General features: G+C 69.2%; 25 protein-coding genes and 1 pseudogene. 13 read left to right on the top strand and 13 right to left on the bottom strand.

The genetic code is table 11. From position 1 onward, the window contains the following. Positions 1-12 precede the first annotated feature (12 nt). The gene (locus tag ACHMXA_RS11535; RefSeq protein ID WP_176664500.1) at positions 13-1,458 is read right to left on the bottom strand and encodes a C13 family peptidase; all 1,446 of its coding nucleotides are present in this window, start codon (positions 1,456-1,458) and stop codon (positions 13-15) included. A 65-nt stretch (positions 1,459-1,523) separates the two neighbouring features. Here ACHMXA_RS11535 and ACHMXA_RS11540 point away from each other — a divergent pair, with 65 nt between their 5' ends. The 5 genes from ACHMXA_RS11540 (at position 1,524) to ACHMXA_RS11560 (ending at position 5,937) form a co-directional block, all read left to right on the top strand. After that, complete coding sequence (locus ACHMXA_RS11540) at positions 1,524-1,985, top strand: metallophosphoesterase family protein (protein ID WP_176664501.1); 462 nt, start codon at positions 1,524-1,526, stop codon at positions 1,983-1,985. Positions 1,986-2,135: 150 nt separating this feature from the next. Further along, positions 2,136-2,435 carry a FeoA family protein gene (locus ACHMXA_RS11545; protein ID WP_176664502.1) on the top strand — a complete coding sequence of 100 codons (300 nt, stop codon included), beginning with the start codon at positions 2,136-2,138 and terminating at the stop codon, positions 2,433-2,435. Then, a complete protein-coding gene (locus ACHMXA_RS11550) occupies positions 2,428-4,323 on the top strand; it encodes a ferrous iron transporter B (protein ID WP_176664503.1) in 1,896 nt (631 codons plus the stop codon). The genes ACHMXA_RS11545 and ACHMXA_RS11550 overlap by 8 nt, the downstream gene beginning before the upstream one ends. Before the next feature lie 133 nt (positions 4,324-4,456). After that, complete coding sequence (locus ACHMXA_RS11555) at positions 4,457-4,747, top strand: DUF6587 family protein (RefSeq protein WP_176664504.1); 291 nt, start codon at positions 4,457-4,459, stop codon at positions 4,745-4,747. Positions 4,748-4,752: 5 nt separating this feature from the next. Beyond that, a complete protein-coding gene (locus ACHMXA_RS11560) occupies positions 4,753-5,937 on the top strand; it encodes an FAD-dependent monooxygenase (protein ID WP_176664505.1) in 1,185 nt (394 codons plus the stop codon). A 134-nt stretch (positions 5,938-6,071) separates the two neighbouring features. Here the strand turns inward: ACHMXA_RS11560 and ACHMXA_RS11565 are convergent, their stop codons facing one another. The 8 genes from ACHMXA_RS11565 to ACHMXA_RS11600 form a co-directional block, all read right to left on the bottom strand. Further along, a complete protein-coding gene (locus ACHMXA_RS11565; RefSeq protein ID WP_176664506.1) occupies positions 6,072-7,322 on the bottom strand; it encodes an SMI1/KNR4 family protein in 1,251 nt (416 codons plus the stop codon). Positions 7,323-7,421: 99 nt separating this feature from the next. Further along, entirely contained in the window at positions 7,422-8,273 is an 852-nt protein-coding gene (gene kynA / locus ACHMXA_RS11570) for a tryptophan 2,3-dioxygenase (protein WP_176664507.1), read from the bottom strand. A 16-nt stretch (positions 8,274-8,289) separates the two neighbouring features. Next, on the bottom strand, positions 8,290-8,775 hold the full coding sequence (locus ACHMXA_RS11575) for a hypothetical protein (protein WP_176664508.1): 486 nt from the start codon (positions 8,773-8,775) through the stop codon (positions 8,290-8,292). A gap of 10 nt (positions 8,776-8,785) precedes the next feature. Further along, positions 8,786-10,063, bottom strand: a complete 1,278-nt coding sequence (kynU, locus tag ACHMXA_RS11580; protein WP_176664509.1) for a kynureninase — start codon at positions 10,061-10,063, stop codon at positions 8,786-8,788. 10 nt (positions 10,064-10,073) lie between these two features. Next, a complete protein-coding gene (gene kynB / locus ACHMXA_RS11585; RefSeq protein WP_176664510.1) occupies positions 10,074-10,727 on the bottom strand; it encodes an arylformamidase in 654 nt (217 codons plus the stop codon). An 83-nt stretch (positions 10,728-10,810) separates the two neighbouring features. Next, a complete protein-coding gene (locus ACHMXA_RS11590; RefSeq protein WP_176664511.1) occupies positions 10,811-11,116 on the bottom strand; it encodes a YkgJ family cysteine cluster protein in 306 nt (101 codons plus the stop codon). 18 nt (positions 11,117-11,134) lie between these two features. Beyond that, positions 11,135-12,094, bottom strand: a complete 960-nt coding sequence (gene argF, locus ACHMXA_RS11595; RefSeq protein ID WP_176664512.1) for an ornithine carbamoyltransferase — start codon at positions 12,092-12,094, stop codon at positions 11,135-11,137. Then, positions 12,091-13,299 carry an aspartate aminotransferase family protein gene (locus tag ACHMXA_RS11600; protein WP_176664513.1) on the bottom strand — a complete coding sequence of 403 codons (1,209 nt, stop codon included), beginning with the start codon at positions 13,297-13,299 and terminating at the stop codon, positions 12,091-12,093. Before ACHMXA_RS11600 ends, argF begins: the two co-directional genes overlap by 4 nt. 161 nt (positions 13,300-13,460) lie before the next feature. Between ACHMXA_RS11600 and ACHMXA_RS11605 the strand changes: the two genes are divergently transcribed. Further along, on the top strand, positions 13,461-13,790 hold the full coding sequence (locus ACHMXA_RS11605; protein ID WP_176664514.1) for a DUF3579 domain-containing protein: 330 nt from the start codon (positions 13,461-13,463) through the stop codon (positions 13,788-13,790). A 159-nt stretch (positions 13,791-13,949) separates the two neighbouring features. Here the strand turns inward: ACHMXA_RS11605 and rpsT are convergent, their stop codons facing one another. After that, entirely contained in the window at positions 13,950-14,264 is a 315-nt protein-coding gene (rpsT, locus tag ACHMXA_RS11610; protein ID WP_019654625.1) for a 30S ribosomal protein S20, read from the bottom strand. Between the two features lie 118 nt (positions 14,265-14,382). Here rpsT and murJ point away from each other — a divergent pair, with 118 nt between their 5' ends. The 7 genes from murJ to ACHMXA_RS11645 all read left to right on the top strand — a co-directional run bounded on the left by murJ (position 14,383) and on the right by ACHMXA_RS11645 (position 21,314). Then, on the top strand, positions 14,383-15,936 hold the full coding sequence (murJ, locus tag ACHMXA_RS11615) for a murein biosynthesis integral membrane protein MurJ (protein ID WP_176664515.1): 1,554 nt from the start codon (positions 14,383-14,385) through the stop codon (positions 15,934-15,936). An 82-nt stretch (positions 15,937-16,018) separates the two neighbouring features. Then, complete coding sequence (locus tag ACHMXA_RS11620; RefSeq protein WP_176664516.1) at positions 16,019-16,870, top strand: SirB1 family protein; 852 nt, start codon at positions 16,019-16,021, stop codon at positions 16,868-16,870. A 5-nt stretch (positions 16,871-16,875) separates the two neighbouring features. Continuing rightward, on the top strand, positions 16,876-17,304 hold the full coding sequence (locus ACHMXA_RS11625) for a VOC family protein (protein WP_176664517.1): 429 nt from the start codon (positions 16,876-16,878) through the stop codon (positions 17,302-17,304). A gap of 152 nt (positions 17,305-17,456) precedes the next feature. Continuing rightward, the gene (locus ACHMXA_RS11630; protein ID WP_176664518.1) at positions 17,457-17,888 is read left to right on the top strand and encodes a YciI family protein; all 432 of its coding nucleotides are present in this window, start codon (positions 17,457-17,459) and stop codon (positions 17,886-17,888) included. Between the two features lie 34 nt (positions 17,889-17,922). Beyond that, the gene (locus ACHMXA_RS11635; RefSeq protein ID WP_395320722.1) at positions 17,923-18,345 is read left to right on the top strand and encodes a YciI family protein; all 423 of its coding nucleotides are present in this window, start codon (positions 17,923-17,925) and stop codon (positions 18,343-18,345) included. Further along, positions 18,342-19,646 (top strand): RNA polymerase sigma factor, encoded by a 1,305-nt coding sequence (locus tag ACHMXA_RS11640; protein WP_176664520.1) that lies wholly within the window; start codon positions 18,342-18,344, stop codon positions 19,644-19,646. The genes ACHMXA_RS11635 and ACHMXA_RS11640 overlap by 4 nt, the downstream gene beginning before the upstream one ends. 60 nt (positions 19,647-19,706) lie before the next feature. Next, the gene (locus ACHMXA_RS11645; protein ID WP_176664521.1) at positions 19,707-21,314 is read left to right on the top strand and encodes a M14 family metallocarboxypeptidase; all 1,608 of its coding nucleotides are present in this window, start codon (positions 19,707-19,709) and stop codon (positions 21,312-21,314) included. Between the two features lie 6 nt (positions 21,315-21,320). Here the strand turns inward: ACHMXA_RS11645 and ACHMXA_RS11650 are convergent. From ACHMXA_RS11650 to ACHMXA_RS11660, 3 genes and pseudogenes are all read right to left on the bottom strand, one after another. Further along, positions 21,321-22,326: pseudogene (locus tag ACHMXA_RS11650) on the bottom strand (GlxA family transcriptional regulator). Then, complete coding sequence (locus ACHMXA_RS11655; protein WP_176664523.1) at positions 22,287-22,919, bottom strand: DJ-1/PfpI family protein; 633 nt, start codon at positions 22,917-22,919, stop codon at positions 22,287-22,289. The pseudogene ACHMXA_RS11650 and the gene ACHMXA_RS11655 overlap by 40 nt, the downstream one beginning before the upstream one ends. 14 nt (positions 22,920-22,933) lie before the next feature. Continuing rightward, positions 22,934-23,494, bottom strand: coding sequence for a cysteine hydrolase family protein (locus ACHMXA_RS11660; RefSeq protein WP_176664524.1), 561 nt, complete (start codon positions 23,492-23,494; stop codon positions 22,934-22,936). Between the last annotated feature and the right edge of the window lie 120 nt (positions 23,495-23,614).

Consider the following 23,614-nt stretch of genomic DNA (forward strand, 5'->3'; position numbering starts at 1 on the left):
GAATTGCCCTGACTACTTGCCGGCGGCGTCGAGCCGCTGCGCAAGGCGGTCGAGCACGGGGCGGATCTTCTCGCCCACGCTGATCTGCGGATTCGAGAAGCCGTCTTCCTTGCCGCCATCGATCTCGCGCTGCTTGATTACCGGCACGGCGGCGGCGAAGGCGGTTTCGAAGGAGCGGGTCTTGCGCAGCTGCTCGTCGAACATCGCGCGGCCGAAGAAGGTCAGCTCCGACAGCCGGCCGCATCCGTACGAGGTGTGGGTGGCGTCGGCGGCGGTCATCACCAGCGTGTCTTCGCTGGCCAGCGGTTCGATCCAGCCGCCCGAGTAGCAGGCCGAGACCGCCACCACGCGATGGCGGATGCCGGCGCCGTCGAGTTCCTCGCGCAGTTCTTCCGGCGTGAGCCAGGGCACCGTGAGCGGCCAGTGCGCGGCGGCCAGCCTGTGGTCGCGCGCGCCGTGGGAGGTGAGGTAGACCACCAGCACGTCGTTCTCGCGGTCCATGCGCGCGGCCAGTGCTGCGATGGCTCGGCGCAGGTTGAGCGGCGTGGCCCAGGGCAGCGTCTCGGCGGTGGCCGGGTTGTTCAGCAGATGGATCACGCGGCCCTTGGCGTCGAAGCGCTCCTCCAGCACCTGCGTGACCATGTTGCTTTCGCGCAGGAACACGTCTTCCGACGCATAGGGCGCGAACACCAGTCCGTAGACGTTGGTCTGACCCGGCCTGCCGGCGGGCAGGGACTCGACCGTGCGTTCCCACAGCGCCTGCTGCTGCTCGAAGAGCTCCTGCGTGAGCTGCATCCGGGGGCGCTCGGGCTCGGTGGATGCGCTGGCGTCGGGCTGCCACATGCGCTCCTGCGTGTAGAGCGATTGCCAGAAGGTGGCAGCCAGCAGGACCACGAACGCGGGCGCGAAGAGCGCGACCCGCCAGCGGGCGCCGGCATCGCGCGCGGTGAGGCGCACCAGCGCCACGATCATCCAGGCGCAGCCCAGCCCGAAGACGACCCAGTATCCCGGCGAGACCGAAATCGCCGCCGGCAGCCAGCCGCGCGTGTAGCCCAGCGCCAGCAGCGACAGCAGCAGGTTGGCCGGGAACATCGTCCAGGTGGCCAGCGCGAACCAGCGCGCCAGTCCGCCAGCATGCGCCCGGCCGGAAAGCGCGAACCAGCCCAGCCAGGCGAGCACCGCCAGCACCCAGAGGGTGTTGAGGCCGACGTTGGCATACAGCGTGGCGGGGCCGGCGATCTCGAGCCGTGACAGTCCGACCCAGACCAGCTCGGGCACCAGCACGAGCGCCAGCAACTGCCAGGGGGCGGGCTGCGCATCGACGCGCGGTTGCAGCAGCATCGAGGCGCGCAGGCCGCCGGCGATCCAGCGCCAGAGGCTTGCGCGGGGCGGCCGCGGAACGGGTGTTTCTTCGGCGCTCCCAGGAGCCTGCTGCGGTGCGATGATGTCTTCGGGCATGGCGTCGATGATGCCTTTGCCAGGACTGTTTCCCGCACGACTTTTTCCTTCCCTCCCTTCCAGCAATGCTTCGCATCGGCCTGATCTCCGACACCCACGGACTGCTGCGGCCTGAGGCGCTCGCCTTCCTGGAGGGCAGCGACTTCATCGTCCATGGCGGCGACATCGGCAACGCCGGCATCCTCGAGGCGCTGGCGGCCATCGCGCCGCTGACGGTCGTGCGCGGCAACAACGACCGCGAAGCCTGGGCCGATCGCATCGCGGAAACCGAGCTCGCGAAGTTCGGCGACGTGAGCGTCTACGCCATCCACGACCTCGCGCAGCTCGACATCGATCCGCGCGCGGCCGGCGTGCGCGTGGTGGTCTCGGGCCATTCGCACAAGCCGAAGGTGGAGGAGCGCGAGGGCGTGCTCTACGTCAATCCGGGCAGCGCGGGGCCGCGGCGGTTCAGGCTGCCGATTTCGGTGGCCGAACTCATCGTCGACGGCGCGGCGGTGACCGCGCGCATCGTCCTGCTCGATCCTTAGGCGCTAAACGGCGTCCGGACTGCTCGAAAACCCCTGTTTGGGCATGCTCGGACGCTTTTGAAGGGATTTGGTCAGGTTTACGCGAGTGAGAATTGATAGCATCTAGGTTTTGCTTAATGGCGTGCCCGATATTCAGGGCATCCCCTCACCGTGCGAACCAACGATTTCGGTACGGCGCCGGCCACCGTCGCCCTGAGCCTCGACCAGCTTCCCAACAACCAGTGGGCCACCGTGCTCGACGTGGCGCGCCCCACCGACGCCGACGACCGCGAGCTCGTGCTGCGCCTGACCGAAATCGGCTTCGTGCCGGGCGAGGCGGTGCGCATCGTCGCCAGCGGCATCCCGGGGCGCGAGCCGCTGGCGGTGCGCCTGGGACACACCACCTTCGCGCTGCGCCGCCACGAGGCCGCGCTGATCCACGTCACGCCGGGAGCCGCCAACCATGGTTGAAGCCGTCATCCAGGGCCCGGGCCGCCTCGCACCCACCGCCCAGCCGGGGCGCATCGCGCTGCTGGGCAATCCCAACTGCGGCAAGACCGCGCTCTTCAACCTCCTCACCGGCAGCCGCCAGAAGGTCGCCAACTACGCGGGCGTGACCGTCGAGCGCAAGGAAGGCACGCTGCGCACGCCTTCGGGCCGCCGTGTCTTCGTGCTCGACCTGCCCGGCGCCTACAGCCTGAATGCGCTGAGCGCCGACGAGGCCGTCACCCGCGACATCGTCACCGGCCAGAGCAAGGAAGCGCTGCCGGACCTGCTGGTGTGCGTCACCGACGCCACCAACCTGCGCCTGAACCTCCGGCTGGTGCTCGAGGCCAGGCGCCTCGGCTTGCCGATGGTGGTGGCGCTCAACATGACCGACATGGCGAAGAAGCAGGGCATCGCGGTCGACACGGCCGTGCTCTCGCGCGAACTGGGCGTGCCGGTCGTCGAGACCGTCGGCGTGCACACCGGCGGCGCGCAGGGCCTACTCCAGGCGCTCGACACGCCTGTGGCCACCGCCGCGCCGCAACCCTGGCAGGCGCCGGACCTCGACGACGTGCTGGCCACCCAGCGAGAGGTGCGCCGCATCCTCGGCCTCGCGGTGAAGGAGCCGGTCGGCAGCCTCGCCACCAGCGACCGCATCGACCGCGTGGTGCTGCACCCCGTGTGGGGCATGCTGGTGCTGGCCGTCACCATGTTCCTGATGTTCCAGGCCGTGTTCAGCTGGGCCAACGTCCCCATGGACGCCATCAAGGCCGGCACCGAGGGGCTGGGCAACCTGCTCAAGACCTACATGCCCGAGGGCATGCTTCAGAGCCTGCTGGTCGACGGCGTGATCGCGGGCGTGGGCGGCGTGATCGTCTTCCTGCCGCAGATCCTGATTCTTTTCCTCTTCATCCTCGCGCTGGAAGACTCGGGCTACCTGCCGCGCGCGGCCTTCCTGCTCGACCGCGTGATGGGCACGGTGGGGCTGTCGGGCCGCTCGTTCATTCCGCTGCTGTCGAGCTTCGCCTGCGCCATTCCGGGCGTGATGGCCACGCGCACCATCAGCAACTGGCGCGACCGCATCACGACCATCATGATCGCGCCGCTCATGACCTGCTCGGCGCGGCTGCCGGTGTATGCGCTGCTCATCGCGGCCTTCATCCCGGCGCGCACCGTGGGCGGCATCTTCAACCTGCAGGGCGTGGTGCTGTTCGGGCTCTACGTGTTCGGCATCGTCTCGGCCATGGCCGTGGCCTGGGTCATGAAGCGCTTCCGCGACAACGCGCAGCACTCGCCCCTGCTGATGGAACTGCCGGCCTACCGCTGGCCCAACCTGCGCAACCTGGCGCTGGGCCTGTACGAACGCGCGTGGATCTTCATCCAGCGCGTGGGCACGATCATCCTCACGCTGACGATCCTGCTGTGGTTCCTGTCGACCTTCCCGTCGCCGCCCGAAGGCGCGACCGGCCCGGCCATCCAGTACAGCCTGGCCGGCATGATCGGCCGCGGCCTGGAGCACATCTTCGCGCCCATCGGCTTCAACTGGCAGATCTCGATCGCGCTGGTGCCCGGCATGGCGGCGCGCGAGGTGGCCGTGGGCGCGCTCGGCACGGTGTATGCGCTGTCGGCCACGGGCGACGACGTGGCGGGTGCGCTGGAGCCGCTGATCGCCGGCAGCTGGACGCTGGCCACCGCGCTGTCGCTGCTGGTCTGGTACGTGTTCGCGCCGCAGTGCATCTCGACGCTGGCGGCCGTGAAGCGCGAGACCGGCTCGTGGAAGTACGTCTGGATCATGGCGGGCTATCTTTTCGCGCTGGCCTACATGGCCTGCTTCATCACCTACCACGTTGCGGTGGCACTCGGAGCAGGGTAAAAAAGCACATCCCCAGGCTTGCCCACTTCGTGTGGCCGCCACCCCCCTCGCCGGGGGCAATACCTGCGGCCCGGCAAAGCCGGTTCCGCGGTATTCCCCGCGGTGTAGGCTTCGGGATTGGAGTATTTGAGATATGACGCAACAACTGATCGTCGGATTGATCGTCGCGGCCGCCGCGTTCTACGCGGTCTGGCGCTGGATGCCCGCGGGATGGCGCCGCGGCGCCGCGCAGAAGCTTGCGGCCGGCACGCAGCGCGCCGGCCTGATCGACGAGGACCGCGCGAAGGAACTCGCCGCCTCGCTCGCCAAGACATCGGGCTGCGGCTCATGCGACACCTGCGGGAGCTGCGCTCCCAAGACCCCCCTCAAGCAACCGCAAGCCGACCAGGCCATCAGCCCCAGCCCGTCCACGCACGGCCGCTGAGACCGATGCCCGCGCACATCCTCGTCGCCGGGGGCGGCATCGGGGGGCTGGCCACTGCGCTGGCACTCGCTCGGGGCCGGCATCGGGCCGACGTGTTCGAACAGGCTGCGGCCTTCGGCGAGATCGGCGCCGGCGTGCAGTTGGGCCCCAACGTCACGCGCCGGCTCCAGAAACTCGACCTGGGCGCCGGGCTCGCCGCCATCGCGGCGCGGCCGGAGGCGCTGGTGGTCCACAGCGCCGAAAGCGGCTCCGAGATGGCCCGCATGCCGCTGGGCGACGCCATGCAGCAGCGCTACGGCGCTCCTTACTTCTGCGTTCATCGCGCCGACCTGCACGGCCTGCTGCTCGAGGCCGTGCGCACGCGCGGCACCGGCACGCTGGTGACCGGTGCCCAGATCCGGCAAGTGGAAACCAGCGACGACCTCGTCTGCCTTTCGAGCACCGACGCGCGCGCCTGGGAGGGCGAGGCCGTCGTCGGGGCCGACGGCCTGTGGAGCATGGTGCGGCGGCAGCTTGACAGCCCCGGCGCCGCGCAGCCGCCGCGCGTCACCGGCCACACGGCCTGGCGTGCGCTGGTCGAGCAATCCGCCTTGCCGGCCGCGTTGCGACGCGGCCGCGTCGATGTCTGGCTGGGTCCGCGCCTGCATGCGGTGACTTATCCGGTGCGCCGCGGCGAATGGCTCAACGTGGTCGTGATCGCCGAGTCCGCGCCCGCCGGCGATGCGCGCGACTGGGACCAGTCCACCAGCATCACCGCCCTGAAGCAGGCCATGGGCCGAAGCTGCGCCGGCCTGCAGTCGCTGCTCGACGCCATGCCCGCCTGGCGCGCATGGTCGCTGGGCGACCGCGCTCCGATGACGGGGCCCGCCGACATGGCGCACGAACGCGTCGCGCTGGTGGGCGACGCGGCGCACCCCATGGTGCCGTACCTCGCGCAGGGCGCGGGCATGGCCATCGAAGACGCGGTGGCGCTCGCCGATGCGATGGCCGACGCGGATGCGGCCGACGTGCCGGCCGCCTTTGCGCGTTACGCCCAGGCGCGCTGGGCTCGCAACGCACAGGTGCAGGCCCGCGCGCGCCGCAACGGCGAGATATTCCATGCCACAGGCCCGGTGCGGCTGGGCCGCGACATGGCGATGCGCCTGCTCGGTGCGAAGCTGCTTGACCAGCCCTGGCTATACGGCGGCTGAGATCCGATCGGCGCCAGGCAGCGCCCCTGATGCCAGGAACACCGCGGAACCGGCTTTGCCGGGCCGCAGGTGTTGCCCCCGGTGAGGGGGTTGGCGCAGCGACACGAAGTGCGCGAAGCCTGGGGGAGAGCCTTTTACAAGCTGAAGGTCTGCAGGTGGTCGATGCGCTCGGCCAGCCCTTCCTGCCCGAGGTAGTGGCCGTACTTGCCGCCCTGCATCTTCGCGAGCGAGTTCTCCAGCTCGAGCAGCATCGCGTCGCGCTCCGCGATGAACGCGGCAGGCACGTCGATGCCCGCCTTCGCGCAGGCCTCCGCGATCAGGTGGGCGCTCGCCGGCGCGCCGCAGGCCGCGCACTTGACGATCGCCGCCACGCTGGGCTCGGCACCGTTTTCCAGCAGGGCGCTCGTGAGCTCGGGCGAGATCTGCCCGTCGATGTTGCGCAGCGCATCGGCCGCCACCGGCGCGCCCGCGCGCACCAGTGCAGCGGCGGCCGCGAAGGCCCCGTGGCTCACCGCGACATCGGTGGCCAGCGCGCTGCCTTGCTGCGGCCCGCCGAAGTCCACGCCGGCAGCTGCAAGCTCGGCCACCAGCTTCGCGTCGTCGGTGGCGATCGCGTGGCGCAGGGCCACGCGCGCCAGCTGCGGCTTGTGGCGCAGCGTGCCTTCGGCCAGCGGCGTGCGCCAGTCGACGACCGCGCGGCAATAGAAGGTCACCAGCTTGTCCATCAGGTCGAGGTCGAGCCCGTGTTCCTCGTGCCGGTCGTCGAGGTAGCCGAGCAGCGTCTGGCCCGAGAAGTAGTCGCTGGTGGGCGCGAGCGGGTCTTCGTCCAGCCGCAGCGCAGCGAAGGCGCCGAAGAGGTCCGGCGCGACGGTGTTCACGCTGTCTTCGTGAAGCGCGTGCGTCCAGGCCGGCGGCAGCCCCTTCTTCCAGGCGACGATCTGGCCGTGTCCGGCGCCGGGCTCGACCACCGCGTAGATGCGGTCGGTGTACTCGAAGCCGCCGAAGGGCAGGTGCGTGAGCTTGCCGCTCCAGGGCGTGCCGTTTTCCTCGGCGGCCTCCTCGGCCAGTTCCTGCTCGTGCTCTATCCAGCCCTGCAGGTCGTTGTAGCCGTCGCTGCCGTTCCAGAAAAGCTCGCTCCAGCTGATGCCCTCGAGGTTGCCGTTCATCTCCAGCGACAGGTCGTAGTCGAGACGCCCGCCGGCGGTTTCCCGCCAGAGCGCGACCAGCGCTTCGGGAAGAGGGCCTGAGCAAAGGGCCTGCACCGCATCGACCTGCTGCTGCGGCATCGGCGGCTGCGCGTCGAAGATCACGCGCTCGGCGAACAGCACGATGCCGTGTTCGCGCAGGGTGGAGAGCTCGTCGGGTGTGAACCGGATGTCGTTCATGGCTGGGGCCTCCGTTGTTTTCCAAAAATGTAGCGCTTTGCGCTCGCGGAGCAATCCGGGCCACCCCAGCTTCATGAGGGCGTTTGCAGTGGACGAAGGCTACAGATCCGTGCGCAGCTTCCAGATCTCGGGAAACAGCACCACGTCGAGCATCTTGCGCAGGTAGCTCACGCCGCCGGTGCCGCCGGTGCCGCGCTTGAAGCCGATCACGCGCTCCACCGTCGTCACGTGGCGGAAGCGCCAGAGGCGGAAGGCGTCTTCCAGGTCGGTGAGCTTCTCGCCGAGCTGATAGAGGTCCCAGTGGTCGTGCGGGTTGCGGTAGACCGTGAGCCAGGCCGCCTCCACGCCGTCGCTCGGCTCATAGGGCTGGGTCCAGTCGCGCTCCAGCCGGTCGGCGGGCACGGGCAGGCCGTGGCGCGCGAGCAGGCGCAGCGACTCGTCGTAGAGCGACGGCGCGCGGTATGCGGCATCGACCTGCGCCAGCAGGTCGGCGCGGTGCGCGTGCGGCTTGAGCATGGCGGCGTTCTTGTTGCCGAGCGCGAACTCGATGCAGCGGTACTGCGCGCTCTGGAAGCCGCTGGAGTTGGCGAGGTAGGGGCGCATCGCCGTGTACTCGGGCGGCGTCATGGTCGACAGCACGGTCCATGCGTTGACCAGCTGTTCCATGATGCGGCTCACGCGCGCGAGCATCTTGAAGGCGTCAGGCAGTTTTTCCTGCGCGATGCAGGCGATGGCGGCGTGCAGCTCGTGCAGCATCAGCTTCATCCAGAGCTCGCTGGTCTGGTGCTGCACGATGAAGAGCATCTCGTCGTGCGCGGGCGACAGCGGATGCTGCGCGTTGAGGATCTCGTCGAGGTGCAGGTAGTCGCCGTAGCTCATGGACTTGCTGAAGTCCAGCTGGGCCTTCTCCTCGTGGACGATGTTCTCTGTGGTTGTCTTTTCGGTGCTCATGATGCTTGCTGGCGGGTCATCGCCAGACCACGGCGGTGTAGGAGACCCGGCCCATGCCGGATTCTTTCTTCGGATAGACGAAGCGCACGACTTCGTCCTTGCGCTTGAACTCCTGGTAGGTCTCGCCGCCGGGAATGCGGCCCTTCTCGCCCGGTGCGTAGCCCGTGGCGCGAGCTTCCTTGACGAGCACGTCGAAGGCAGCCTTGTCGGTCGTCGAGAGCTGGATGCTGTTCTCGGCGGCGCGGCTTTCCACATAGGTGGACTTCATGACGTTGGTGGTGTGGTCGTCGGCGAACTTGTCGTACTCGATCATGCTGACCCACTCGGTCGTGGTCTTGTCGCGGTAAGAGAAGCCCTGGCGCTTGATCTCCTGGCGGAAGGCGTCGGGAGACATGGCGACGAAGGCCTTGAGCTGGGGCAAGGTGAAGCTCGGCTGCTGCGCAAATGCCGGGGCAGCCAGCATCAGGAGCGATGCAAAGAAAGCGATCAATCGGTGGTTCATGGGGCGTTGCTCAGGTGACTGCGTTCTTGCGGTTGAATTCGGCTCGCTTCCATTCGCCCGTTTCGAGCACCTGCACGAGGTGCTCGACCGAGTCCCACACGTCCTCGAAGCCGATGTACAGCGGCGTGAAGCCGAAGCGCAGGATGTCGGGCATCTGCGAGTCGCCGGCGCGGTAGTCGCCGATGACGCCGCGCGCGATCAGTGCCTGCACGATGGCGTAGGCGCCTTCCTCCCTGCTCAGGCAGACCTGCGAGCCGCGCCGGGCATGGTCGCGCGGCGTGACCAGCGAGAGGCCGTGGCCGGCGCAGCGCTCCTCGACCAGCCTGATGAACATGTCGGTCAGCGCGAGCGACTTGGCGCGCAGCGCCGACATCGGGCCATGGTCGCCGTTGAACGACTCGGCCGCGAGCACCGTGTCGAGACCGCATTCGAGCCCCGCCAGCGCGATGATCGGCTGCGTGCCGCACAGATAGCGGCCCACGCCTGGAGCAGGGCGGTAGTGCGGCGTGAACTCGAAAGGCGCCGCGTGGCCCCACCAGCCGGACAGCGGCTGCTCGAACTGGCCCGCGTGCTTCGTGTGCACCCAGGCGAAGGCCGGTGCGCCGGGGCCGCCGTTGAGGTACTTGTAGCCGCAGCCGATGGCGTAGTCGGCGTCGGCCTCGTTCAGCGCCACGGGCACGGCGCCCGCGCTGTGCGCGAGGTCCCACACGGTGAGCGCGCCCACGGCGTGCGCCGCGGCGGTGACGGCCTTCATGTCGTGCATGGCGCCGGTGCGGTAGTTGACGTGCGTGAGCATCAGCACGGCCACGTCCTCTGTCAGCACGCCGGGCAATTCGGTCGCGTCGATCAGCTTCAGCGTGAAGCCGCGCTCGCGGCACAGCGATTCGGCGATGTAGAGGTCGGTCGGGAAGTTGCTGCGCTCGCTGACCACCAGCTTGCGGCCGCTGTCCTTCTGCTGCGAAAGCGCGGCGAACAGCACCTTGTAGAGATTGACGGACGTGCTGTCGGTGCACACCACCTCGCCGGGCGCGGCGCCGATCAGGCGGGCCACCTTGTCGCCCAGGCGCTGGGGCAGGTCGAACCAACTCGCGGTGTTCCAGGAGCGGATGAGGCCTTCGCCCCATTCCTGGGTCACCACTTCGGCGATGCGCGCCGGCGCGGCCTTGGGCATCACGCCGAGCGAGTTGCCGTCGAGGTAGAGCACGCCCTCGGGAATGGTGAATTGGTCGCGCAGGGCGCGCAGCGGGTCTTGCGCGTCGAGCGCGCGGCAGTCTTCAAGGGTCGTCATGGCGGAGGTTTCAGCGAGGAAGTTCGCGCAGCACGGCGCGAACGGGGGAGGCATCGGCGCTCACCAGCTTGAGCGGCAGCGCGATGAGTTCGTAGTCGCCTTCGGGCACGTCGTCGAGCACGAGGTTCTCGAGCACGCGCAGGTCGAGGCGGCGGATGCGTTGGTGGCTTTCCAGCGTCTTGCTGTCGGCCGGGTCGATGCTGGCGGTGTCGATGCCGATGAGCTTCACGCCCATGGCGGCCAGGCGCTCGACGGTTGAGGGCGCGTAGGCGGCGAGTTCGGGGTCCCAGCGGCCGACCGGCATGGCGGCGTAGGTGCGCACCAGCACGCGCTGCGGCAGGGTGCTGTCGACGGCGTGGGCGATGTGCTCCCACTCGATCAGCGGGCCCTTGTCGATGGCGTGGATCACGCGGCAGGGGCCGAGGAAGGGCGTCAGGTCGACGTCGCCGATGGTCTGGCCTTCGGGGTCGTAGTGCAGCGGGGCGTCGGCATGCGCGCCGACGTGGGGCGAGAGCTTGATCTCGCTGACGTTGACCGGGCTGCCCGGCGAAATGGTCGCGGCCCAGCGCTGCTGGTAGGGCGTGTCGCCGGGAAAGACCGGCGCGCCTTCATGCACGGGCGGCGAGATGTCCCAGATCTGGAGGCGGGGTTGCTGTGAACGCATGGCGCGAAGTTAGCGCCGGGCGAGGGGTCGTGGTGTCGGTTATTTCCAACACCAGGCGTGACGAGTTGAAGCCGGGGCCGTGATCAGTGCAGCGCCGGCAACCCGTGCCGGGCCCGCGCACGCTCGCAAGCGTCGCTGCCGGCCTCCAACTCGTGGCACGGATTCGGCCGCCATTCGTAGATGCCGCAGCCCACCGACTGGCCGATCTTGCCGGTGAGTGCCGCGCAGCGCGGCGATGCGTGGTCGGTGCCCCGCATGCGGCAGATGGCGTCGTTCACCTCGACGGCGAGGCCCGAGGGCACCTTGCCGCCGTTCTCGTCGAGCTCGTAGACGCTGAAGTCGACGCGATAGCTGGCGCAGCAGGCGCCGCATTGCTGGCAATCGGACATGTTGCGGCGCCCGCCGGATCAGAGCCTGCCGAGCAGCAGGAACTCCATCAGCGCTTTCTGGGCGTGCAGGCGGTTCTCCGCCTCGTCCCACACCACCGACTGCGGCCCGTCGATGACCTCGGCCTGCACTTCCTCGCCGCGGTGGGCGGGCAGGCAGTGCATGAAGAGGGCGTCGGGCTGGGCCGCGCGCATCATTTCCTCGTCGACGCACCAGTCGGCAAAGGCCTTGCGGCGCGCCTCGTTCTCGGCCTCGTAGCCCATGCTGGTCCAGACGTCGGTGGTGACGAGGTCTGCGCCGCGGCAGGCTTCCATCGGATCCTTGAAGACCTTGTAGCTGTCGCCCGAGCGGATGCCGGCGATCGACTGGTCGACCTCGTAGCCGCTGGGCGTGCTCACGTGCACCGTGAAGCCCAGGATTTCGGCCGCCTGCAGCCAGGTGTTGGCCATGTTGTTGCCGTCGCCGACCCACGCGACCGTCTTGCCCCTGAGGCAGGAAAGCACGTCGCCTCCGGCGCCTTGCGACCCACGATGCTCGATGTAGGTGAAGATGTCCGCCAGGATCTGGCAGGGATGGAACTCGTTGGTCAGGCCGTTGATGACGGGCACGCGCGAGTGCGCGGCGAAGGCGTCGATCTTGGTCTGCTCGTAGGTGCGGATCATCACCAGGTCGACCATGCGGCTGATGACCTTGGCGCTGTCCTCGATGGGCTCGGCGCGGCCGAGCTGGCTGTCGCCGGTAGTCAGGTGCACGACGCTGCCGCCGAGCTGGTACATGCCCGCCTCGAAGCTCACGCGGGTGCGCGTGCTGGCCTTCTCGAAGATCATGGCCAGCGTGCGGTCGACCAGCGGCTGGTGCTTCTCGTAGGTCTTGAACTTCTTCTTGATGATCGCCATGCGATCGAAGAGGTAGGCGTATTCGTCGGCCGTGAAGTCCGAGAACTGCAGATAGTGCCTGATGGCGGGCGCGGTCGTCGTCATTGGGCAGCAGGCTCCGACAGGAAGTTTTTGACGATGGGCGCGAGGATCGCGACGATCTCGTCGGCCTCGGCGACGCTCAGGATGAGCGGCGGCACCAGGCGGATCACCTTGTCGGCCGTCACGCTCAGCAGCAGGCCGGCGTCGCACGCGCGGTTGAGGATCACGCCGCAGGGGCGGTCGAGCTCGATGCCGATCATCAGGCCCTGGCCGCGGATTTCCTTCACGCCCGACAGGCCGCCGAGTTCGCGCTCCAGCGCCGACTTCAGGTGGGCGCCCACGGTGGCGGCGTTCTCGAGCAGGTTCTGCTCTTCCATGATGCGGATGGTCTCGACGCCGGCGCGCATGGCCAGCGGGTTACCGCCGAAGGTGGTGCCGTGGTTGCCGGGGCCGAAGATGTTGGCGGCCTTGGGGCCGGCCACCACGGCGCCGATCGGCACGCCCGAGCCCAGGCCCTTGGCCAGCGGCATCACGTCGGGCTTGATGCCCGCCCACTGGTGGGCGAACCACTTGCCGGTGCGGCCCATGCCGCACTGCACCTCGTCGATCATCATGAGCCAGTCGCGCTCGTCGCACAGCTTGCGCACCTGCTGGAGGTATTCCCAGCGCATCGGGTTGATGCCGCCTTCGCCCTGGATGGTCTCGAAGAACACCGCGACCACGTTCGGATTGCCTTCGGTGGCCTTCTTCAGCGCCTCGATGTCGTTCAGCGGCACGCGGATGAAGCCCTCGACCAGCGGGCCGAAGCCGGCCTGCACCTTGGGATTGCCGGTGGCCGAGAGGGTGGCGATGCTGCGGCCATGGAAGGCGGCTTCGTAGACGACGATCTCGGGGCGCTCGATGCCCTTGTCGTGCCCGAACTTGCGCGCCAGCTTGAGGGCGGCTTCGTTGGCTTCGAGGCCGGTACAGCAGAAGAAGGCATTGGTGAGGCCGGAGATCTCGGTCAGCTTGGTGGCGAGCTGTTCCTGGCCGGTCACGTGGTAGTAGTTGGAGCTGTGGATCAGCTTGGTCAGCTGGTCCTGCAGCGCGGGCACCAGCTCGGGATGGTTGTGGCCCAGCGTGTTCACCGCGATGCCGCCGAGGCCGTCGAGATACGCCTTGCCCGCGGTGTCCCAGACTCGGCAACCCTGACCGTGCGACAGCGCGATCGGCAGGCGACCGTAGGTGTTCATGACGTGGGGCGAGGTGGGCTGGGCGGTAGCGCTCATTCAGGTTCTCCAGATAGGGAAGGCGGATTCTAGGCGCGTGGTTTGACGGCTTCGTTGAGGATTGCGCATCACAGCAATGCCCCATGTTCAGGATGCAAAAAGGGGCGCGGATAGAATCGCTTGCTGCACCGCAGCACCTGCTCCGGTCGCCTCATTCAACGATGATTTCCCCCACAGCCAAAGAAATCTTCATCCAGGGCATCACCAAGGATGGCCGGACCTTTCGCCCGAGCGATTGGGCCGAGCGTCTGGCCGGCGTGATGAGCTCCTTCCGGCCCGGCGGCGCCTTTCCGGGCAGCTACCTGAGCTATTCGCCCTGGTGCATCCCGACGACCATCAACGGCGTGAAGTGCGTGGTCGTGAACCGCGCCCTGCGCGACGCCGAGCCGATGGCCTGGGACTTCTGCGTGAACTTCGCGAGAGACAACGACCTGCAGGTGGCCGAAGCCTGCCTGGTGCCCGACGCACCCATCCCCCCGAAAAAGGCCTGACAGGCCTTTTTCTTTGCCCGTTCCTCGCCTGACTTCCCTGGCTCGCGAAACGTTCGGGCATGAAAAAACCGCCCGAAGGCGGTTTTTCACTTTTGCTGCAGCGCACCCCGATCAAACGGCGGACCGGAGGATTCCGGTCCCGGGCTTGCCTGACAGGTGTCAGGCGGCGGCCTTTGCAGGCGCGAGGGCGAGGGCCTTGACCTTGGCCGACAGGCGGCTCTTGTCGCGGGCGGCCTTGTTCTTGTGGAAGATGCCCTTGTCGGCGATCGCGTCGACGATGCTCTGGGCCTTCGCGAACAGCTCGCTTGCCTTGGTCTTGTCGCCAGCCAGAACAGCCTTTTCGACGTTCTTGACAGCGGTACGGTACTTGGAACGCAGCGAGGTGTTCGCAGCGTTCAGCTTGGTGTCCTGGCGGACGCGCTTACGGCCGGAGGCGAGGCGCGGGTTCTTTTTCTTGGGCTTGGCGGATGCCATGATTTATGTCCTTAGGTGTCTGAGGATGATGCAGCAAAGCCCTCCATTATAGGCTGGGTTGGCTTTTCCGCCGAATCCGGGCGTTTCGGGGCTCCGGCGGGGCCTAAACTCGGCCCCCGTGTCCCTGCTCAAATCCGCCTCCACCGTCTCCCTGCTGACCCTCGCCTCGCGGATCACGGGCCTCGTGCGCGACGTGCTCTTCGCCTCGGTTTTCGGCGTCAGCGCGCTGACCGACGCCTTCAACGTCGCATTCCGCATCCCGAACCTGTTCCGGCGCGTCTTCGGCGAGGGCGCCTTCAGCCAGGCCTTCGTGCCGGTGCTGGCCGCCCGCAAGACCGAAGCGGGCGACGAGGGCGCCCGCCAGCTCATCGACCACGTCGCCACGCTGCTGACCTGGACGCTGGTGATCGTCTGCGTGGCCGGCGTGGCCGGCGCGCCGCTGCTGGTCTGGGCCATGGCCAGCGGGCTGCCCGGCTTCGACGCCGCCGTGGTCATGACGCGGTGGATGTTCCCGTACATCGGCTTCATGTCGCTGGTGGCGCTGGCGGGCGGCATCCTCAACACCTGGCGCAAGTTCGCGGTGCCGGCGGCGTCGCCGGTGCTGCTCAACGTGGCGCTGATCTTGTCGATCGTGGTCGGGGCACCGCTTTTCCGGCACTGGGGCATCGAGCCGATCTACGCCCAGTGCGTGGGCGTCATGGCCGGCGGCGTGCTGCAGCTGGCCCTGCAGATTCCCGCATTGCGCAAGCTGGGCCTGCTGCCGCGCCTGGGCATGAGCCTGCGGGCGCTGCGCACCGCCTGGACCGACCCGAACACGCGCAAGGTGCTCAAGCTCATGCTGCCGGCGCTGCTGGGCGTGAGCGTGGCGCAGATCTCGCTGCTCATCAACACGCAGATCGCCTCGCACCTTGCGGTGGGCAGCGTCACCTGGATCACCAATGCCGACCGGCTGATGGAGTTCCCGACCGCCATGCTGGGCGTGGCGCTGGGCGTGGTGCTGATGCCTCAGCTGGCCGGCGCCCGCGCCGCCAAGGACGATGCGCGCTATTCCTCGCTGCTCGACTGGGGCCTGCGCCTCGTGGTGCTGCTGTCGGCGCCATGCGCCATCGCCTTGCTGCTGTTCGCCAAGCCGCTGGTGGCGGTGCTCTTCCACAACGGCGCGTATTCCGGCGAGGACGTGGGCCGCACCACCCTGGCGCTGATGGGCTACGGCGTCGGGCTCGTCGGCATCGTGGCGGTGAAGGTGCTCGCGCCGGGCTACTACGCCAAGCACGACACGCGCACGCCGATGCTCATCGCGGTGGGCGTGCTGGTGCTGACGCAGATCCTCAACGTCTTCCTGGTGCCGGTGCTGCAGCACGCGGCGCTCACGCTGACGATCGCCATCGGCGCGCTGGTCAACGCGGCGTGGCTGCTGGTCGGGCTGATCCGGCGGGGCAGCTACAAGCCCGAGCCGGGCTGGGGCAGGTTCGCGTTCCAGGTCGTTGCCGGCACGGCGGTGCTTGCGGGGCTGCTGGTCTGGGGCTCGGCGCATTTCGACTGGGTCGCCCTGCGCGAGCAGCGCCTGCTGCGCATCGGCCTGCTGGCCGCGCTGGTCGCCGGCTCGGCGCTGCTGTATTTCGGCGTACTGGCGGCGGTCGGCGTTCGGCTGCGCAGCTTCGTCCGCCGCTGAGGCCCTGCCGGGGCTTTTCAGGCGGGCGCAATACGCGTGTGCCCCTCCTTGACGCTCCCGAATTGCTCCTCTACAAAGCCACATGACGTTCAGCTTTCAGGTTCCCACCGCCCTGGAGTATTTCGAATCGCTGGTCCGCAGCGACGACCAGTTCCCGCTGCTCGAGGCCGCCGCCAGCCTGGCGCAGGACGAATACCCCGATCTCGACGTGCAACAGGTGCTGGGCGACGTCGACCAGCTCCTGGCCCGTCTCAAGCGCCGCCTGCCCGCCGACGCGGCGCCCCTGGCCCGCCTGCGGGCGCTGAACCAGTTCTTCTTCAACGACCTGAACTTCGGCGGCAACGTCAACGACTACTACGACCCCGACAACAGCTACCTGAACGCCGTGCTGCGCACCCGCCGCGGCATCCCGATCTCGCTGGCCGTGCTGTGGATGGAGCTGGCTCAGGGCCTGGGCCTGCAGGCGCGCGGCATCGGGTTTCCGGGGCACTTCATGCTCAAGGTGACGCTGCCCAAGGGGCAGGTGGTGATCGACCCGTTCACCGGCAAGTCGCTCTCGCGCGAGGAACTGAGCGAGCGGCTCGAGCCCTACAAGCGCGGCAACGGGCTGGTGGGCGACTTCGACGTGCCGCTGGGCCTCTACCTGCAGCCCGCGAGCCCGCGCGAGATCATCGCCCGCATGTTGCGCAACCTGAAGGAGGTGCATCACGCGCAGGAAGACTGGCAGCGCGTCATCGCCGTGCAGGACCGCCTCATCGCCCTGTTGCCCAGCGCCTGGGGCGAGTACCGCGACCGCGGTGTCGCGCACGCCGAGCAGGGCAATACCGCATCGGCCGTGCGCGACCTCGAAACCTACCTCGCGAAGGCCGAGGACGCGCTTGACCTCGACGCGATCGCCGAGCGCGTCGCCACGCTGCGCCGCTTGGCCAGCTGAACCGCATGAGCACCCAGGCCGGCGTCAGCCCTGCGCCCGACCTGGGCACATTGCATCAGTTCCACGGCGTGCAGCCCGTGCTGCCGGTATCCGACGTCACCCGCGCCGCGCGGTGGTTCCGCGACGTGCTGGGCTTCGAGCTCGACTTCATTGCCGGCGAGCCGCCCAGCTACGCCCGGGTGAAGAAGGGCGACCGCAGCTACGGTGACCCGGTCTACTTGCGGCTGTGGCAATGCAACGCGCGCGAGGCGAAACCCTGGCGCGGCGAGATCGTGATCCACGTCGGTAAGGACATCGACGGCCTGCACGCCGCCTATGTGAAGCGCGGCGTGACGGTCATCGAGCCGCCCGTCTCCCAGCCGTGGGGGCTGCGCGAATTCGCGATCCGGGAGCCGGACGGCCATGTGTTGCGCTTCTGCGGCTATCTGCCCTGAATCCCGGTGCCCGCCCTCCGAATTTCGGAAACACAAAATTACAAATAGATCGGCACATCCGTGTCGATCCGGCTTCAGCTCGTCCGACGTGTGAACAGGAGCAGGCAATTTCCGACGCCGCTTCACCACCATCAACCTTCAGGAGAAACGAGATGCGATTCATGATTCTGGTCAAGGCCAACGCGGATTCCGAAGCCGGCGTGATGCCCAGCACCGAAATCCTCACCGCCATGGGCAAGTTCAACGAGGAACTGGTCAAGGCCGGCGTGCTGCTGGCGGGCGAGGGCCTGCACCCCAGTTCCAAGGGCGTGCGCGTGCGCTGCGAGGGACCGGCCAAGCGCACCGTCATCGACGGCCCCTTCGCCGAGACCAAGGAGCTGCTGGCCGGCTTCTGGCTGTTCCAGTGCAAGTCGAAGGAGGAGGCCATCGAGTGGATCAAGCGCAGCCCATTCCAGGAAGGCGAGATCGAGATCCGCCAGGTGTTCGAGGCCGCCGACTTCGGCGACTCCATGACCCCCGAGCTGCTCGCCCAGGAAGACCGCCTGCGCGCCGAGACCGAGGCCCGCACCAAGGCTGGCGGCTGAGCCGGCCCCGCCCCCGCACCGAAGGAGACACACCATGCGATTCATGATGCTGATGATTCCCCACGGCTACGAGAACGCCGCGCCCGGCACCGCGCCCGACGTCGAGGCGGTGTCGGCCATGATGGCCTACAACGAGTCGCTGCAGAAGGCCGGCGTGCTGGTCAGCTGCGACGGCCTGCACCCGCCCTCGATGGGCGCGCGCGTGAGCTTCAAGAACCGCAAGCCCAAGGTCGTCGACGGCCCCTTCGCCGAGGCGAAGGAGGTGCTGGGCGGCTTCTGGATCATCGACGTGCCCTCGCGCGCCGCCGCCATCGAGTGGGCCAGCCGCTGCCCGGGCGGCGACAACGAGGTCATCGAGGTGCGCCAGATCCAGGAGATGGAAGATTTCCCGGCCGACGTGCAGGCGGTGGCCGGCGAATTCACCTCGATGCAGGCGGTGAAGAAGCCCGGGGCATGAGCCAGGCCGAGGGCCGCGCCGAGGTTGCCGCCATCCACCGCACGATCGAGGCGGTGTGGCGCATCGAGTCCGCGAAAATCATCGCCACCGTCGCGCGGATGGTGCGCGACGTGGGCCTGGCCGAAGAGCTGGCCCAGGACGCGCTGGTCTCGGCCCTGGAGCAATGGAGCGAATCGGGCGTGCCCGACAACCCCGCCGCCTGGCTCACGGCCGTGGCCAAGCGCCGCGCCCTCGACCGCCTGCGCCACCTGCAGCTGGCCGAGCACAAGGCCGGTGAGATCGGTCGCGAGATCGACGCGCAGCACGAGATGGCGCAGGATGACTTCGCCGAGGCCGTCGATGCCGCGCTGGACGACGACATCGGCGACGACCTGCTGCGGCTGGTGTTCACCGCCTGCCACCCGGTGCTCTCGACCGAGGCGCGGGTGGCGCTCACGCTGCGGGTGATGGGCGGCCTGACCACCGACGAGATCGCCCGCGCCTTCCTCGTGCCCGAGGCCACGGTGGCGCAGCGCATCGTGCGCGCCAAGCGCACCCTGGCCGAGGCGCGCGTGCCCTTCGAGGTGCCGCGCCGGCACGAGCTGGAGGCACGGCTTGCCTCGGTGCTTGAGGTGATCTACCTGGTCTTCAACGAGGGCTACTCGGCCACCGCCGGCGACGACTGGATGCGCCCCTCGCTGTGCGAGGAAGCGCTGCGCCTGGGCCGCATCGTGGCCGAGCTGGTGCCGAAGGAATCCGAGGTGCACGGGCTGGTCGCGCTGATGGAGATACAGGCCTCGCGCACGGCCGCGCGCATGGGGCCCTCGGGCGAGCCGGTGCTGCTGCTGGAGCAGAACCGCGCGCGCTGGGACCAGATGCTGATCCGCCGCGGCCTCGCCGCGCTCGCGCGAGCCGAGTCGCTGGGCGAAGCGCTCGGCCCCTATGCGCTGCAGGCCGCCATCGCCGCCTGCCACGGCCGCGCCCGCACCGCCGGCGAGACCGACTGGGGCCGTATCGCCGCCCTGTACGACGCGCTGGCCGAGCTCGCGCCGTCGCCCATCGTCGAACTCAATCGGGCGGTGGCGCTGTCGATGGCCTTCGGCCCGGCGTCCGGGTTGGAATTGGCCGATGCGCTGCTCGACGAGCCTGCGCTCAAGGGCTACCACCTGCTGCCGACGGTGCGCGGTGACCTGCTCTTCAAGCTCGGCCGCTTCGACGAGGCGCGCAGGGAGTTCGACCGCGCCGCGACGCTCACTCGCAACACCCGCGAGCGAGCGCTGCTGCTGGCGCGCGCCCGGGCCTGCACGTCCGCTGCGAACTGAGCGACGAACTGAACCCCATCTGAACCCATTCAGGGCCGCGCCGGAGCAGAATGCGCAGCCATGCTGCGTGCCCCCTCCCTCCAGCGCCTGTGCGCCTTCGGTCTCGTTCTGCTGCCGGCCGCCTCGGCTCAGGCGCAATTCGATCCTTCCAAGTCGTGGGTCGAGCCGCCGGCCATCGCCGCGCGCTTTCCCGATCCGCCGGTGAGCTACGCCACGCCGGGCTTTCGCGCGGGCCGCACCGACTTCCCCTCGCATGCCGAAGTGCTGGCCTTCCTGGACGAGCTGGCGCGCCAGTCGCCCAACGTGCGCGTCGAGCGCATCGGGATGTCGCAGCAGGGCCGCGAGATGCCGCTGGTGGTGCTGGCCGAGCAGGGCCGCGTCGATCCGGCCCGGCCCACGGTGATGGTGATCGGCCAGCAGCACGGCAACGAGCCGGCCGGCGGCGAGGCGGTGCTGGCGCTGGCGCAGCAGTTCGCCACGGAGCCGGGCTCGGCGCTGCTCAAGAAGGTCAACCTCGTGCTGGTGCCGCGCGGCAACCCCGACGGCGCCGAGCGCTTCACCCGCGTCACCGCCAACGGCATCGACGTGAACCGCGACCACCTGCTGCTGCGCACGCCCGAGGCACGCGTGATCGCAGCGGCCACCCTGCGCTACGCGCCGCAGGTGGTGCTCGACCTGCACGAGTTCACCGTCGGCGGGCGCTGGATCGACAAGTTCGGCGCCGTCATGAAATACGACGGCCTGCTGCAGCCCGCCACCGTGGGCAACCTCGACGCTGCCATCGCCGCGAGCGCGCAGCGCGACTACGTCGACGCCATCCAGTCGGCCTTCGCGCGGGCCGGGCTGCAGGGCTTCAAGTACCACACCACCTCCGGTGGCAAGTCTGACGATCGCACGGTGTCGATGGGCGGCGTGCAGCCCGACACCGGCCGCAACGTGAGCGCGCTGCACCAGGCCGTGAGCCTGCTGCTCGAGGTGCGCGGAGTGGGCTTGGGCCGGGCGCATTTCGCGCGCCGCGTGCACACGCAGGTGCTGGCGGCCACCACGGTCATCGAGACGGCCGCTAAGCAGGGGCCGGCGCTGATGCAGCTCACCGCGCAGGCCGGCCAGCGCGCCAAGGCCGACGCCTGCCGTGGCGACCTGGTGGTCGAGGCCTGGCAGACGCCGGCGAAGCAGCGCCTCGAATTCCTCGATGCGAAAACCGGCGAGGACAAGGCCGTCGACGTCGACTGGCGCGCCGCCGAGCCGCTGAAGATCGTCAATGCGCGCCCGCGCCCCTGCGGCTATTTGCTCGCGTCGAGCGAGACCGTGGCCGTGCAGCGCCTGCAGATGCTGGGCGTGCGCGTGGAGCGCATCGACGGCGCGGCGCCGTGGTCGGTGGAGCGCTACGAGATCCTCTCGCAGGCCGACGGCCAGCGGCAGGATGCGCGTGGCGCCATCGAGGACGGCGAGGCGATCCGCAGCTTCCGCGTGCGGCTGCGCCACGGCCGTGCGGTGGTGCAGCCGGGCAGTTTCTACGTGTCGCTGGCGCAGCCGCTGTCGCCGCTGGTCAGCGCCGCGCTGGAGCCCGATTCGCAGAACAGCTACGCGGCCAACCGGCTGCTGGAGATCGGCGACGACAGGCTGCTGCGCGTGCCGGGTCCGGCGCCCGCGGGCGTCTGGCACTGAGCGGCGTCAGGCGCGGGAAGACGAACCCGCTTCCGACGGCGATCCCGGCAGCCCGAACTGGTGCCATGCGCGGCGTAGCTGCGTGTCGGGAGCCGAAGCCCGACTGCTCCGCCGCCCGCGTGACGCTCGCGCCCGAGGCCAGCGCCAGCTGGGCCGTCGCGAGCCGCAGCCGCCGCAGGTAGGCCAGCGGCGCCACGCCCGCATGCTCGACGAAGAGCCGCGTGAGGTGCCGCGCCGACGTATGCGCCACCTCGGCCATGCGCGGCACGTTCCAGTCGGCCTGCGGCCGTTCGCTCACGGCGTCCTGCACGCGATGCAGGGCGGCGTGCAGGTGGTTGCGGTATGCGAGGAAGGGCGAGAGCTCCGGATCGTGCGGCCCGCGGCGCAGCGGCATCACCATCGACTGCGCGACCTGCGCCGCGAGCGCCTCGCCGCACAGCTCGCCGATGCGGTGCAGGATCAGGTCGATGCCGGTGGTCACGCCCGCGCTGCTGTAGAGCGGCGGATCGATCACGAATACGCGGTTGCTCACCACGTCGCAGCGCGGCTCCACCTCGCGCAATTCGCCCAGGTGATGGTGATGCGTGGTGGCGCGACGGCCCGCCAGCGCCCCGGCGTACGCGGCCAGCACGGCGCCGGCGCAGACCGTCACCAGCTCCAGCCGGCCGCGCTCGAAGCGCAGGCCGCGCAGCCAGTGCAGCAGGTCCTGTGTCTCGGGGTTGTCGATGGCGATGGTGTCGCCCGGCAGGCCCACCAGCACGACCCAGCCGGAGCCGTCCCAGGCCGTGGGCAGCGGCGAGAGCCCGGCCAGCGCCACGCCCACCGAGCCCATGGCCGTCGGCCGGGGGCTGGCGAATTCGATGGCGAAGCGCTCGGGCCGCCCCGCCGCGCGCAGCCGCTGGTTGGCGATGCGCAGCGCCTCCGCCGGCCCGGCCCAGTCGAGCACGAGGCTCCCGGGCAGGAGGACGAACACTACGCGGATGGGGGCTGGCTCGGATTGCTGCGGTTCCATTCGTAGTCCATCTGGTGCGCGGTGCGCTCGGCGAGTTCGAGCCCGGCCAGCCGCTCGACGAGGTGCAGGCTCATGTCGATGCCGGCGCTGATGCCTGCCGAGCTGACGATGCGGCCGTTGTCCACCCAGCGCACGTCCTCGCGCACGTCGAGCGAGGGGAAGCGCTCGCGCAGCTCGGCGATGTCTTCCCAGTGGGTCGTGACCGGGTCGTCGGTCACCACGCCGCTTTGGGCCAGCAGGAAGGCGCCGGTGCAGACGGAGGCGACGATCTTCGCGCGGTCCGCCTGATCGGCTATCCAGCGCAGCGTCTGCGGGCTGGCCATGGGCGCATCGACCACGCCGCCAGGCACGATCAGCACGTCGGCCGCCGGGCTGTCGGCCAGCGTGTGGTTGGCCAGCAACTGCAGGCCGGCGCGCGCCTGAATGGGCTGGCCTGCGGCGGCGTGGGCCACCGAAGCGACCTCGAACAGCGCCGGCGAGCCCGGCCGCAGCCGCTGCCCGACCCGGCTCGCAGTGGTGAACACCTCGAAGGGGCCGGCGAAGTCCAGCGCCTCGACGCCGTCGAACGCGAGGATCAGAACGCGCCTGGTCATGCCGTTCATGCCGTTCATGCCACGGCCCGCTCTAGCGCCTGCGCCACGGTGCAGACGGTGGCGAATCGGCCATGCAGCACGGCGGCCGTGCGGGCCTTGATGTCGGCGGCGGCCAGCGGGCTGCCGTCGGGATGCTTCATGTCGAAGGTGAGGGTGGCGTCGGTGACGTAGTCGACCTCCCAGCCCAGGTCGGAGGCGTGGCGGGTGGTGGTCTCGCAGCATTGCTCGGTGCGGATGCCGCTCACGATCAGCCGGCCGATGCCGTTCTGCGTGAGCCACACGTCCAGCCCGCTGTTGACCAGCGCGCTGTGGCGGTGCTTGGTGAAAGTGGCGGCGGCATCGAAGGCGGCCAGCCCGCCGATGGGGCGCACATGGCCCGATTCGACCGCGAAGGGGTTGCTGGCATCGGCGGGTTCGTCGGTGTGGAAGACCCGCACGATGGGAATGCCCGAGGCGGCGGCGCCTTCGATCAGCGCGTTCTGCGCGGCGAAGTAGGGCGCGGCCTGGCTTTCGTTCCAGTAGGCGCGCTGGCGGAACGACTCCTGGGCGTCGATCACTATCAGACAGGTTTTCATGGCGGGGCTCGCAGGCGGGAGCGGAGGGGATGATGCCGCTCATTCTTTCGCTACGCCAACTTCCGGTCCGCTCGGCACCGGACCAGAATCGATCAGATCAGGACATCGGCCAGGGCGAAA

Source organism: Variovorax sp. UC74_104 (genome assembly GCF_044055375.1).
Lineage (GTDB): Bacteria > Pseudomonadota > Gammaproteobacteria > Burkholderiales > Burkholderiaceae_C > Variovorax.